Below are 13,110 nucleotides of genomic sequence, written 5' to 3' on the forward strand. Positions count from 1 at the left end.
GTAGTGCCAAGTGCCGTTTTGGGGGCTCATAACGGCACTTAGCGCTACTTGGTTGGGGTTGGGGGAGGTCAGAGGGGAGTGACGCGCAGCCAGAGGTATTGCCGGGGGAGGAGGGTGACGCCGTCGTCCAGTTGCATGGCTGCTTCGGAGAGAAGGTCGACGGCGGCAGGGGAGAAGCCGCCGAACGTTTCAGCCGGGAGGGTCTGGGCGGAGTCGCTGAAGTTGGCCAGGGCCAGCACGCGGGTGCCTTCCGGAGAAGGGCCGGGCCGCTGGTACGCCAACACCGAGCGGTTGTGCGTGGCGAAGTCGATCAGCTGCGTACCCGCCAGTTCAGGGGTGCCGGCCCGGACCTCTGTCATTCGGCGGAGCCCCGCGTAGACCGCACCCGCGGGCGTGGAGGGGTTGTTGCGAAGTTTGTACTGCTCCGCCGGATAGTGCGGGCGGTGCACCCAACGGCTGTCCTCCCCGTGGCCGGGTTCGCCGGCGTAGTCGTAATCGTTGGTTTGCCCCACCTCGTCGCCCAGGTACAGCAGCGGGATGCCGCCGGTGCTGAAAGGCACCGAGTGGGCCAGGAGGATCCGTTCCACCGCCTCCGCCGGGCTGTCCTCCAGGCCGCAGAGCGACGCCGTCGTGCCTGAAATCCTGCAGTCCCCGGTGCGGGGGTTGTCCTGGAACGGCACGCCGCGGGCGAAGCTGCCGGGGAACCGGTTGACATAGAACGAGTTCAGGAAGCGGCGGTGGTCGAAGCCGTTGATGCCCAGTTCGGCGGCGTCCTCATCGGCGAAGGTCCACCCGATGTCGTCGTGGCTGCGGACGTAGTTAACCCAGGCGGTGCCGTCCGGGATGTTGTGCCGGCGTTCCAGCGCCTGCGCCAACAGGGACACATCCCGGGTGGCCAGGGATTCCCAGATGAGCGCCATCTGCAGCGGGTTGTAGGAGAGCTGGCATTCGGCGGGGTCGATGTAGAGCGCCACCTCGTCCGGGTGCACGATTGCCTCCGACTTGAACAGCAGCGACGGCGCCGCGAGCCGGCACACCGCGTTGAAGGCCCGGAGCAGGGTGTGGGCCTCGGGAAGGTTCTCGCAGGTGGTGCCCAGCTGCTTCCAGATGAACGCCACGGCGTCCATGCGCAGGATGTCCACGCCCTGGTTGGCCAGGAACAGCATCTCGCCTGCCATGGCCCGGAACACGTCGGGGTTCGAGTAGTTCAAATCCCACTGGTAGGTGTGGAACGTGGCCCACACCCAGCGGACGTCCTCCATGCGGATGAAGGACCCCGGGTGGTTCTCGGGGAAGATCTCCCGGACGTCCTGCTCGAAGGCGTCGGGCATGGTCCGGTCCGGGAAGATCCAGTAATAGTCGCTGTACTCCAGGTCTCCCGAGGCGGCTTTCCGGGCCCACTCGTGCTCGTCCGAGGTGTGGTTGAAAATGAAGTCCACCACCAGGCTGATTCCGTTGCTGCGCAGCTCGGCAGCCAGCGAACGCAGCTGTTCCATGGTGCCCAGTTTGGGGTTGACCTGCCGGTAGCTGGACACCGCATAGCCGCCGTCCGAATGCGGCTCGGGTGCCAGGAACAGCGGCATCAGGTGCAGGTAGGTGAGCCCGAGTTCCTTGAAATAGGGGATGCTGCTGCGAACTCCTTCCAGGCTCTCCGCGTAGCGGTCCACGTAGCAGACGCCGCCCAGCATGCCGTTGGACTGGAACCAGTGCGGGTTTGCCTCCCGCTCAGCGTCCAGGGCTTTGAGTTCGGGGGCGCGCTCCTGCCAGGACCGGGCGGCCTGGACCACCAGGGCTGCCAGCTGGTCCTGCCAGTCCGCCCGGGTGCCGTACAGCGGGCGGAACAGGCCGGTCAGCAGCGGGAGGTACCGGTCCAGCCGCCGCTCAAACGCAGGGTCCGCCGCGAGACCGGCAGCGTGTTCGCTGGCCAGTGCTGCCAGAACCTGCTGCCGCGGGCTGTCGTCCTCCACGCCGACGGATTCCTGCATGTCACGGCCCTTTCCGCTGACGCCGGGCGTGCCCTGAATGAAGCAGCCGGCTTTTGTACCGAAGTATGCCACGTCACACTTTGGGGTGTGGCGCGGCAGGTGCGGGCCGCTGACTTTCCCCACCTTTCAGGGCGGACGACGGCGTGTCCCGGCAACGCGCCGTCGTCCGCCCTGCGCCGCGGGCCAAACCAGGGGAAATTCAGCGGCCCTGCGACGTGTACCGGTTCGGGATCAGGCGGGGAGCAGCGTGTCCCGTCCTGCCGCGGCGTACAGGGCGGCGCCCACCACTCCGGCGGAATTCTCCAGCGCGGCGGGGACCACCGGGGTGCGCAGGGACAGCCGGGGGAGGAACTCGCTGCTGCACGCCGAAATGCCGCCGCCCAGGATGATGAGGTCCGGTGAGAAGAGGAACTCCACGTGCTGCAGGTATTGCTGCAGCCTGACGGCGTACTCCGGCCAGCCAAGCCCCTCATTCTCGCGGGCAACGGCGGATGCCCGGGATTCGGCCTTGCAGCCGCCCACTTCCAGGTGTCCCAGCTCGAGGTTGGGCACCAGCCGGCCGTCGACGATGAGTGCCGAGCCGATGCCGGTTCCCAGGGTCAGGACCAGCACCGTGCCGGGGACGTCCTGCCCCGCGCCGTAACGGACTTCCGCCAGGCCGGCAGCATCAGCATCGTTGACCACGCTCACCGCACGTCCCAGCCGGACCTCGAGGAATGACCGCACATCAAGCCCCACCCAGCTGCGGTCCATGTTCGCCGCGGATGCCGCCACCCCGTTCCGGACAATGGAGGGGATGGCGACGCCGATGGGCCGGCCCGGAGCTAGGGGCGCCTGGGTTTCGAGCTCGCCGAGCAATCGGTCCAGGGTGTCCGCGACAGCTTCCACGGTGCCGCCCGCCGGAGTGCGGAGGCGGCGGGCGGCGCCGGCGGGGATGCCGCTGTCAAGGTCGACCACGGCCCCTTTGATCCAGGTCCCTCCGACGTCGATCCCCAGCCCGAACCCCACGGCTAGGCCTCAAGCCAGGCGGTGGCCGCGCCGGGCAGTTCGCCGCCGTCAATCGGTGAGCTGGCCACCAGCAGGCGGCCGGCGGGCAGCGCGAAGGGCTCGGTGCCGAAGTTCGTTACCGAGGTCCAGCCGTTGGGCCGCCGGAAAGCCAGCACGTCATCCCGCCCGGTTTCCAGCCATTCCAGCGTCTCGGCTGACTGCAGTTCCCACCGCAGGGACAGCGCCCGGCGGTAGAGGGACAGGGTGGAGTCCTCCCGGTTTTCCTGGGCTTCCACCGAGGCGCCGGCAAACCATTCGGGCTGCGGCAGGTGGGAACCGCCCGGACCGAACCCGAAGGAACTGCCGCCTGCGCTCCAGGGCAACGGGACTCGGCAGCCGTCGCGGCCGATTTCCACGCCCTTGTTGCGGAAGAAGGACGGGTCCTGGCGTTCGGAATCGGGGATTTCGCTGCCGACTTCCTGCAGGCCCAGCTCCTCGCCCTGGTACAGGTAGGCGGATCCGGGAAGGGCGAACATCAGCAGCGACGCGGCGCGGGCTCGGCGCAGTCCCAGCTCGATGTCCACGTCTTCCTGCCGGCCGCCCTCAAGCAGCCAGCGCTTGCCGGCCTGGCCTGCCATGATCTCCCCGCCCTGCGAGGGCGCGGGGGCGGGGAGCCCGTAGCGGGTGGCGTGCCGGACGACGTCGTGGTTGGAAAAGACCCAGGTGGACGATGCGCCGGACGCCTCGGCTTCGGCGAGGTTCTTGGTGACGGTCCTGCGGAACTGTCCGGCGTCGAAATCTGCCTGCAGGAGGTCGAAGTTGAACGCCTGGCCCAGTCCGTCCGGGCTGGCGTACCTGGCCCGGCGGTCCGCGTGCACCCAGGCCTCGGCGACGGCGGTGCGCGGCGGGTTGTACTCGTTGAAGAGCGTGCGCCACTCGGCGTAGATCCCGTGGACTTCGTCGCGGTCCCAGTACGGGTGCTCGCCGGCAAGGTATAGCGCCTCGCCCCGGGCCTCGAGGTCAGCCTTGGAGGGCAGGGTTCCTTCGAGGTTCTTGGTGAGTGCGTGGGCGACGTCGATGCGGAAGCCGTCCACGCCCCGGTCGGACCAGAAACGGAGGGTTTTCAGGAAGTCCGCGCGGACCTCCCGGTTGTCCCAGTTGAAGTCGGGCTGTTCCTTGGCGAAGATGTGCATGTACCACTGCCCCGGGGTCCCGTCCGGTTCGGTGATGCGCTCCCACACGGGGCCGCCGAAGACCGAGTCCCAGTCCGACGGCGGCAGCTCACCGTTCTCGCCCAGCCCGTCCCGGAAGATGTAGCGGCTGCGGGCCGCGGACCCCTTGGGCGCGGCCAGGGCTTCCCGGAACCACTCGTGGCGGTCGGAGGAGTGGTTGGGCACGATGTCAACGATCAGCTTGATCCCTGCCGCGTGCAGGGCGCCGGCCATGGCGTCAAAGTCGTCGAGGGTGCCCAGCTTGGGGTCCACGTTGCGGTAGTCGTCCACGTCGTAGCCGCCGTCGGCAAGGGCGGAGGGGTAGAAGGGACTCAGCCACACCGCGTCGACGCCCAGTTCCGTCAGGTACGGGACTTTGGCGGTGATGCCGTTGAGGTCGCCGATGCCGTCACCGTTGGAGTCGGAGAAGCTGCGGGGATAGATCTGGTAGACAGAGGCCTGGCGCCACCAGTTCGGATCGTCCTGGAAGGTGGCGGCGGTACGGGGTGCCGTGATGGCGGTGGTGGTCACGAAAGTTCCTTTAAAGTCTGGTGTTCTGGGGTTTGGGGCCGGGCGGGAGAGTTACTTGACGGCGCCCTGGGTGAGGCCGGACATGACCCAGCGCTGGGTAAACAGGTAGACCACGATGGCCGGTGCCATGGCCATCAGGTACGAGGCGAATGCCACGTTGTAGCTGTTGCTGAACTGCGTCTGGAAGATCTTCTGCAGTACCGGAATGGTCTGCATCTCGGGGTCGGAGATGATGAGCGACGGCATCATGAAGTCGTTCCAGGAGCCGATGAAGGCGAAGATGCCCACCGTGGCGCTCATGGGCCCGAGCAGCGGGAAGATGAGCCGCCAGAACACCTGCCAGGTCCCGGCGCCGTCCATGCGCATGCTTTCTTCCAGCTCGAGCGGGATGGAACGGAGGAAGGCCGTGAACAGCATGGTGTTGAACGCCAGGGCAAAGACGATGTGCAGGATGGCGACGCCGAGGGGGTTGTCGAGTCCCACCAGGCCGGTGAGCTGGATCTGCGGGAGTGCCACCACGGGGAACGGGATGAACATTGCCGCCAAGAGGTAGAAGAAGGACCAGCGGAAGAGCTTGCGGTCCCAGTTCCTGACGATTGCGTAGGCTGCCAGAGCCGACACCACGATCTCCCCCACCACCGCGATGACGGACACGAAGACGGAGATCGCAAAGCCGCGGGAGAAGTTCGTCAGGGTCCAGGCCTGGACGAAGCTGTCAAAGGTCAGGGGGCTGGGCAGCGAAAACGCGTTGCCGTCGACCGCCTGGCCGGTGGTCTTGAACGCCATGCTGACGGTGACATACAGCGGGACGAGCACGCCGAGGGTGCAGACGATCAGGATGGCGGTTGCCGGCCAGTTGGTGCGCTCCTGGCCGCCGCCGAACCGCCGCTTCCCGGTGGCCGATGGTTTTGCTGGGATGGTGCGGGTCGCGGTGCTCATGCTGCGATCCCTCCTTTGCCACGGGTGAAGCGGAGCTGGATGAGTGCGATGGTGACGCTGATCAGGAAGAAGATCACGGCGTTGGCCATCTGGTAGGCGTAATCGCCGCCTTCGAAGCCGCGGAAGATCGCCATGGCCACGCTGCGCGTGGAGACTCCGGGGCCGCCGTCGGTCAGGCCCACGATGATGTCGTAGGTGTTGAGGTAGTTCTTGAAGCCCAGCACCATGTTGATCACGGCGTACCCGGCCACCAGTGGCAGGGTGATGTGCCGGAGGTTGTGCCAGGGGGTTGCGCCGTCGATGGAGCTTGCCTCGTAGACCTCCGGGGAAACGGTGAGGAGCCCCGCGATGTAGATCAGCATGGCGTCGGAATCGACTGCCATGCCGTGACGAGGACAATCGCCAGCCAGGCAAGGTCGGGGTTGGCCAGAATGCTCGTGGCGAGCGGCTCGATGCCCAGGCTCTGGCCCGCCAGCGGCAGCGAATTCGAGAAGAGGTACTGGAATACGAAGGCGATGACGATGCCGGATATCACCATCGGGATCACGAACACGGTGCGCAGCGCGGCGCGGAAGCGGATGCGGGACGTGAGCCCCAGGGCGAGGAAGAAGGCCACAACGTTCACCAGGATGACCGTCACGAGCGAGAAGGCGAGCGTGAAGCCGTAGGATCCGAGGATCCCGTCATCCCGGAACACGGCGATGAAGTTCCGGATGCCGATGAATTCAAAGTCGCCGAACCCCACGGAGTTGGTGAAGCTGTAGACGAAGCCCAGCACGGCGGGCAGCGTGACGGCGAGCGTGAAGATCGCCAGGGACGGGAACAGGAAGAAGTAGTAGAGCGGGTCAACCCGGCGTTTGCGCGTCCGTGGCGGGTTTGCCGCTGCTGGGGGCGCTGTCACCACCGCCGCGGTGGAAGGTCTCGTCATTGATGACATGGATGGTCCTCGTTTCGTGCCTTGGTCTGTTGGGTGGTTACGCGCGGAATGCCAGGCGCGCCCAGTCGGCGTCCATCCGGCGCAGCGTGCCCTCGGCATCGGCGCCGCCGATGATCGACTGGATGTAGTTGGCGGCGGGAATTGTGTTGGGGATGAACTGTGACGCGCCCATGTAGAAGCGGCCCTCGTCGTAGTACTTCTGCATTTCCACGATCCTGGGATCGGTGACCGGCGGGGCATCCTTGACCGTTCCGAAGCCCAGGAATTTGGCGTTGTAGGTGTCCTGGATCTCCGGCTGCATCAGGTACTGGATGAAGGCGCGTGCCCCCTGCTGTCCGTTCGAGACCTCGGGGACCCAGAGTGAAAGGTCGATGTTGACGCGGACCTTGAGGTCGGCCGCATTGTCGGTTACCGGCAGGGGGAAGGTGCCAAGGTCGACGTCGGTGCCGGCCTTTTCGATTTCGCCGAAGGCCCACGGCCCCTGGAAGTACATGGCTGCCTGCCCCTGCGCCATGGCGGTGGTGCCGTCCCCGTAGCCGCGGCTGGCGGCATCGGCGTTGACGTACTTCTTGAGCTGGACCATGCGGCGGACAGGTTCCAGCAGTGTTTTCTGGAAGGAGACCTCGGAATCCGGTCCGACCTTCTCACCCGCCTCGTGCATCGACTGGTAGAAGCCGCGAACATCGACCATCCCGCCCACGGTGTAGTCGAACAGGCCCTGGGCGATGGTCCAGGGATCCCTGAAAGTGCCGTAAATCGGAGTGACCCCCGCGGCCTTGAGCCGTTCGCAGACGTCAAGGAGTTCGTCCCAGGTGGTGGGGACCGAGAGGCCGTTCGCCTCGAAGATGCGCCGGTTGTAGATGACCGACGCCGCCATGACCGAATAGGGGATCACGCTGGTGCGGCCCGGGTAGGTGGGGTACCAGTTGGTGAGGTCGAGGACGTCGCCGCGGATGGATGCCGCTTCCGGAAGGTCTGCCAGGTCCGAGAGGGCGCCGCGCTCCATGAACCGCGCCATCTCCAGGTTGTAGTTGAGGCAGCCAAGATCCGGCGGGCTGCTGCGGACGAAGCTGGCAGAGAGGTTCGTTGCCATGTCGTGCAGGACGCGGAAGCGGTCCTGCGACGCCGTGAATTTCGCTGTGAGGTCGCGGAAGTAGGGGACCGCTTCAGGTTTGGACTGGTGGAACGTGATGGTGGGCTGGGCTTCGGCCGGACTGCACGCCGCAAGCCCGAAAGCGGCCAGAGTGCCTCCGGCGGCGGCAAGGAAAGTGCGCCGGGAGAGTCGTGTCCCGGCGGACGGCAAAGGTGGCAACATCGGCTCCTCAGAGGGGGTCAATCAGAATTGATTTGGATCTTATATTTAGGTCCTATACGAGGATGGGGGACGCAGGGGCTATCGTCAAGGGGTGGACGGAACTACGGCGAGCTCGACGCAACTGTTACGGCAGATCAACTCCGGGGCGCTGCTGCGCTTCGCCCTCCAGGAGCAGGTGTTCACGGCGGGGGAAGCCATGGGTGCCACCGGGCTCACGCGTGCCACGGTGCTGGGCGTCTGTGATGGCCTGGTTGACGCCGGCTGGCTGGAGGAAGTGACCGACGGCGGCGAGGCCGGCCGTGCGCTTAAAGGCCGGCCTGCGCGCCGCTACCAGCTGCGCGAGGCCGCGGGGGTTGTGGTGGGGCTCGACGCCGGCGAAGGCCACCTCACCACCATCGTCGCGGACCTGCGCGGCCGTGAGCTCGCCAAGCGGCGCCAAAGCATCGACTCTCATGCGCTGGGGCGCTCCGGCCGAGTTGCCGGCGCCCGGGAGCTGATCCACCAGGCGCTGGCCGATGTGGGCTGCGGACCCGGCGACGTGCTGCTGACCGTAGTGGGAGTACCCGCGCCGGTGGACGCGGACGGCAGGTCCCCCGGGGCCGGAGAATTCTGGCAGCTGATGAATTCCGGGTTCGACCAGCACCTTGAGGGCGCAGTCACCATCGAAAACGATGCCAACCTCGCAGCCATCGCTGAGCACGCGCAGGAGCCGTCAGCCAACGTGGCAACCCTGTTGTCAGGGGAGCGGTTCGGTGCCGGACTGATCGTCGATGGGCGCCTGCTGCGCGGACGCAGGGGCGGCGCCGGCGAAATGCGGTTCCTGGACATTCTTTCGGACAGCAAGCTCGAACCTGAAGAAGGAACCTCGGACGGGTTCGGAGCGCTGGCCCGGAAGTGGGCGCGCACGCTGGTCCGTTCCTATGACGGAGATACGACGCTGCGCCGGATCCCCGAAGACGACATCACTGCAGAGGATGTGTTCCAGGCGGCCCGCGAGGGAGATCCACTTGCACTCGACATCATCGCCCGGCTTGGCACCCGGCTGGCGCGGATCGCCGTGGTGCTCTCAAGCCTCCTGGATATCGAACGGGTGGTCATAGCGGGCGGGATCTCCCGCGCCATCGAGCCGGTCCTGGAGCACGCACGCACGCTGCTGCCGGCCAACTCCGGCCTGCCGCTTCCGGACCTCGTTGCCAGCACCTTCGGAGCAGAGTCCGTGGTCCACGGGGCCATTGAATCGGCGCTGACGCAGTTCAGGCGCGAACCCACGGCGTTCCTCCCGCGGGCAACCCGCCCCTGAGGCCGAGCCTTCACCGGGGCATCGCAACTGAGGGAAATCGGCCGGTTGGAGTCCGCCTGCCCGTACACTGGCCACCATGTCATGCCGCATCAGTGAACTGGTCCTGAACTGCAACGATACCGAGCTGCTGGCGCGGTTCTGGTGTGAGGTGCTCGGCTACGTGGAGCTCGACCGGGAAGACGGCTCTATCGAGATCGGGCCTCCGGCCGGTTTCGGCGGACTGCAGCCCACCATCATCCTGAGCCCCAGCAGCAATCCGCGCACCGGGCGGCTGCCGCTGCATATCGACGTCAATCCTGTGGACCGGGACCAGGCCGCCGAACTGGAACGCCTGCTGACCCTGGGCGCCCGGCCTGCCGATGTGGGCCAAACCGGCGACGAAAACTGGCACGTCCTGCAGGACCCGGAGGGCAACGAGTTCTGCCTCCTGCGCAAGCGCCTGGACCCGTAGCGCCCGGACCGGTAGCGCCCGGACTCCGAGTGGCCGGACCCGGGGCAGGTGCCCGGTGTCTCCGCTTACAGCACGTTGCGGATGGCCTGCTCGAAGCTGGTGACGTGCTCCAGGGCGAGCTTGCCCGCCCGCTCGGAATCGCCGTCGGCCACTGCTTCAAGCAGCTCAACGTGCTCGGCAATGTGCGACGACACGGACGGGACCTTCTCCAGCACCATGCACCAGATACGGGTGGCCAGGTTGTCGTAGCGGATCAGGACGTCTTCCAGGTGCGCGTTTGCCGAGGCCCGGTAGATCAGCCGGTGGACCTTGATGTCATAGCGCATCAGGTCGTAGGGGTCGTCGTCGCCGTCCATACCGGCAATTGCGGCGGCGGTTTCCCGGATCTCCGCCCGCAGTGCCGGCGTGGCCAGCTTGGCTGCCCGCTTGGCCGCCAGGGGCTCCAACGACTCGCGCAGTTCGGAGACATCCGCGAGTTCGGTGATGTCGACGATGGTGGCGAACGTTCCGCGGCGCGGGTAGGACACCACCAGGTGGTCGCTTTCCAGGCGCTTGAGCGCTTCCCGCACGGGCGTGCGCCCGATGCCGAGCTCGGCCGCGAGCTTGCCGTCGTTGATGGCCTCGCCGGGGCGGATTTCCAGCATGATCAGGCGGTCCCGCAGATGCCGGTACGCCCGCTCGGCGAGTGAGAGGTCTTCATCGCCGGCGATGGAGTTCTCCAGCATTACGCCCATGTTGAGCTCTCTTCCATGGTGACTATTGACTGCTACGTGATCTGGAACATACTATTACGTCAGTTCTAATATATCAGTTACAGATCAGTTACGGATCAGGACTTTCAGGTTTAGAAGGAGAAACATGCAGGACGCACTCAACGCCTCGCTCGCCACGGTGGACGCCGACGTCGCCGCCGCCGTTGCACGGGAACTGCACCGCCAGCAGTCCACCCTGGAAATGATCGCCTCGGAGAACTTCGCTCCCTCGGCAGTGATGGAGGCGCAGGGCTCGGTCCTCACCAACAAGTACGCCGAGGGTTACCCCGGCAAGCGCTACTACGGCGGCTGCGAGCACGTTGATGTGATCGAACAGCTGGCCATTGACCGGGTCAAGGCCCTGTTTGGTGCTGAATTCGCCAACGTCCAGCCGCACTCCGGCGCGCAGGCCAACGCCGCAGCCATGTTCGCCCTGCTCAACCCGGGCGACACCATCCTGGGCCTCTCGCTCGCCCATGGCGGACACCTCACCCACGGCATGAAGATCAACTTCTCCGGCAAGCTCTACAACGTGGTCCCGTACCACGTCCGCGAGGACGACCTCCGGGTGGACATGGCCGAGGTGGAAGCCCTGGCCCTGGAGCACAAGCCCAAGCTGATCGTTGCCGGCTGGTCCGCTTACTCCCGCCAGCTCGACTTCGCCGAGTTCCGCCGGATCGCCGACCTGGTGGGCGCCTACCTGATGGTGGACATGGCACACTTCGCCGGCCTCGTGGCCGCAGGCCTGCACCCGAACCCCGTCCCCTACGCGGACGTGGTCACCACCACCACGCACAAGACCCTCGGCGGCCCCCGCGGCGGCGTCATCCTCGCCAAGGAGGAGTACGCCAAAAAGATCAACTCCGCTGTGTTCCCCGGCCAGCAGGGCGGACCGCTGGAGCACGTTGTCGCCGCCAAGGCTGTGGCCTTCAAGCTCGCGGCAACTCCGGAATTCAAGGAACGCCAGGAGCGCGTCCTGCAGGGTGCGCAGCTGCTCGCCGAACGCCTCCTGCAGCCGGACGTCCAGGAAGCCGGAATCTCCGTGGTCAACGGAGGCACCGATGTGCACCTGGTCCTCGTTGACCTCCGGCACTCCGAACTCGACGGCCAGCAGGGCGAGGACGCCCTCCACCACATCGGCATCACGGTCAACCGCAACGCCGTCCCGTTCGACCCCCGCCCGCCGATGGTCTCCTCAGGCCTCCGCATTGGCACCCCCGCCCTCGCCGCCCGCGGCTTCGGCGCAGCCGAATTCGCCGAGGTTGCGGACATCATCGCGACGGCGCTCATCGCCTCCGCGTCCACGGGCACACTGCCCGGGGACACCGCCGTCGAACTCCGCGCACGCGTCACGGCGCTCGCCGGGCAGTTCCCCCTTTACCCGCATCTTTCCGACAACAGCAGCGACGCCAGCCTGGCCGGTGCAGAAGCAGACCTGATTGGAGCAAACCAGTGAGCGCCCCCCACCTCCCCGAACACCCGGAATTCCTCTGGCGCAACCCGGAACCCAAGTCCTCCTACGACGCCGTGATCGTCGGCGGCGGCGGGCATGGCCTCGCCACCGCATACTTCCTGGCCAAGAACCACGGAATGACCAACATCGCGGTCCTGGAAAAGGGCTGGCTGGCTGGCGGCAACATGGCCCGCAACACCACCATCATCCGTTCCAACTACCTCTGGGACGAGAGCGCCGCCATCTACGAGCACGCCCTCAAGCTCTGGGAGATCCTGCCCGAGGAACTCGAATACGACTTCCTCTTCAGCCAGCGCGGCGTGATGAACCTGGCCCACACCCTGGGCGACGTGCGCGAAAGCATGCGCCGCGTGGGCGCCAACAAGCTCAACGGCGTTGACGCTGAATGGCTGGACCCGCAGCAGGTCAAGGAACTCTGCCCCATCCTGAACATCAGCGACAACATCCGCTACCCGGTCATGGGCGCCACCTACCAGCCCCGTGCCGGCATCGCCAAGCACGACCATGTTGCCTGGGCCTTCGCCCGGAAGTGCGACGAGCTGGGCGTGGACATCATCCAGAACTGCGAAGTCACCGGCTTCCTCAAGGACGGCGACCGCGTGGTGGGCGTCAAGACCAGTCGCGGCACCATCAACACCGAAAAGGTTGGCCTCTGCGCCGCCGGCCACAGCTCGGTCCTGGCCGAGATGGCGGGCTTCGAACTCCCCATCCAGTCCCACCCGCTGCAGGCACTGGTTTCCGAACTGCACGAGCCGGTCCACCCCACCGTGGTCATGTCCAACCACGTCCATGTCTACGTTTCGCAGGCGCACAAGGGCGAACTGGTCATGGGTGCCGGCGTGGACTCCTACAACGGCTACGGCCAGCGCGGCTCCTTCCACGTGATCGAGCAGCAGATGGCGGCCGCCGTCGAGCTCTTCCCCATCTTTGCCCGGGCCCACGTGCTCCGGACGTGGGGCGGCATCGTGGACACCACCCTGGACGCCTCGCCGATTGTCGGCACCACCCCGGTGGAGAACATGTTCGTGAACTGCGGCTGGGGAACCGGCGGATTCAAGGGCACACCCGCGGCAGGCATGACCTTCGCACACACCATCGCCACCGGCACCCCGCACAAGCTGAACGCGCCGTTCTCCCTGGAACGCTTCGAAACCGGCGCGCTCATCGACGAACACGGCGCCGCCGCCGTGGCCCACTAGCCGCTGCCACGAGATAAGGACTAACGCAC

General features: G+C 66.4%; 10 protein-coding genes and 1 pseudogene. 4 read left to right on the forward strand and 7 right to left on the reverse strand.

Going from position 1 to position 13,110, the window contains the following annotated elements:
- Positions 1 to 68: 68 nt before the first annotated feature.
- From ACFV4R_RS08740 to ACFV4R_RS08765, 6 genes and pseudogenes are all read right to left on the reverse strand, one after another.
- A complete protein-coding gene (locus tag ACFV4R_RS08740; protein ID WP_377201963.1) occupies positions 69 to 1,985 on the reverse strand; it encodes an alpha-amylase family glycosyl hydrolase in 1,917 nt (638 codons plus the stop codon).
- Between the two features lie 231 nt (positions 1,986 to 2,216).
- Positions 2,217 to 2,993: a polyphosphate--glucose phosphotransferase gene (gene ppgK / locus ACFV4R_RS08745; protein ID WP_377201964.1), complete on the reverse strand. Its 777-nt coding sequence runs from the start codon at positions 2,991 to 2,993 to the stop codon at positions 2,217 to 2,219.
- Positions 2,994 to 2,995: 2 nt separating this feature from the next.
- The gene (locus ACFV4R_RS08750; protein WP_377201965.1) at positions 2,996 to 4,714 is read right to left on the reverse strand and encodes a glycoside hydrolase family 13 protein; all 1,719 of its coding nucleotides are present in this window, start codon (positions 4,712 to 4,714) and stop codon (positions 2,996 to 2,998) included.
- 51 nt (positions 4,715 to 4,765) lie between these two features.
- Entirely contained in the window at positions 4,766 to 5,653 is an 888-nt protein-coding gene (locus ACFV4R_RS08755; RefSeq protein ID WP_314214892.1) for a carbohydrate ABC transporter permease, read from the reverse strand.
- A pseudogene (locus ACFV4R_RS08760) lies at positions 5,650 to 6,590 on the reverse strand (carbohydrate ABC transporter permease). Before ACFV4R_RS08760 ends, ACFV4R_RS08755 begins: the two are co-directional and overlap by 4 nt.
- 37 nt (positions 6,591 to 6,627) lie before the next feature.
- A complete protein-coding gene (locus tag ACFV4R_RS08765) occupies positions 6,628 to 7,905 on the reverse strand; it encodes an ABC transporter substrate-binding protein (protein ID WP_377201966.1) in 1,278 nt (425 codons plus the stop codon).
- 91 nt (positions 7,906 to 7,996) lie between these two features.
- On the opposite strand from ACFV4R_RS08765, the gene ACFV4R_RS08770 reads away from it, so the two are divergent.
- A complete protein-coding gene (locus ACFV4R_RS08770; RefSeq protein WP_377201967.1) occupies positions 7,997 to 9,205 on the forward strand; it encodes an ROK family protein in 1,209 nt (402 codons plus the stop codon).
- 76 nt (positions 9,206 to 9,281) lie between these two features.
- Entirely contained in the window at positions 9,282 to 9,656 is a 375-nt protein-coding gene (locus tag ACFV4R_RS08775; RefSeq protein ID WP_377201968.1) for a VOC family protein, read from the forward strand.
- Positions 9,657 to 9,721: 65 nt separating this feature from the next.
- On the opposite strand, the gene ACFV4R_RS08780 is transcribed toward ACFV4R_RS08775, so the two are convergent.
- The gene (locus ACFV4R_RS08780) at positions 9,722 to 10,390 is read right to left on the reverse strand and encodes a GntR family transcriptional regulator (RefSeq protein WP_377201969.1); all 669 of its coding nucleotides are present in this window, start codon (positions 10,388 to 10,390) and stop codon (positions 9,722 to 9,724) included.
- Positions 10,391 to 10,514: 124 nt separating this feature from the next.
- On the opposite strand from ACFV4R_RS08780, the gene glyA reads away from it, so the two are divergent.
- A complete protein-coding gene (gene glyA, locus ACFV4R_RS08785) occupies positions 10,515 to 11,864 on the forward strand; it encodes a serine hydroxymethyltransferase (RefSeq protein ID WP_377201970.1) in 1,350 nt (449 codons plus the stop codon).
- Positions 11,861 to 13,081, forward strand: coding sequence for a sarcosine oxidase subunit beta family protein (locus ACFV4R_RS08790; protein WP_377201971.1), 1,221 nt, complete (start codon positions 11,861 to 11,863; stop codon positions 13,079 to 13,081). The genes glyA and ACFV4R_RS08790 overlap by 4 nt, the downstream gene beginning before the upstream one ends.
- The last annotated feature ends 29 nt before the right edge of the window (positions 13,082 to 13,110 follow it).

Origin of the sequence: Pseudarthrobacter sp. NPDC059871 (genome assembly GCF_042731175.1) — a bacterium.
Lineage (GTDB): Bacteria > Actinomycetota > Actinomycetes > Actinomycetales > Micrococcaceae > Arthrobacter.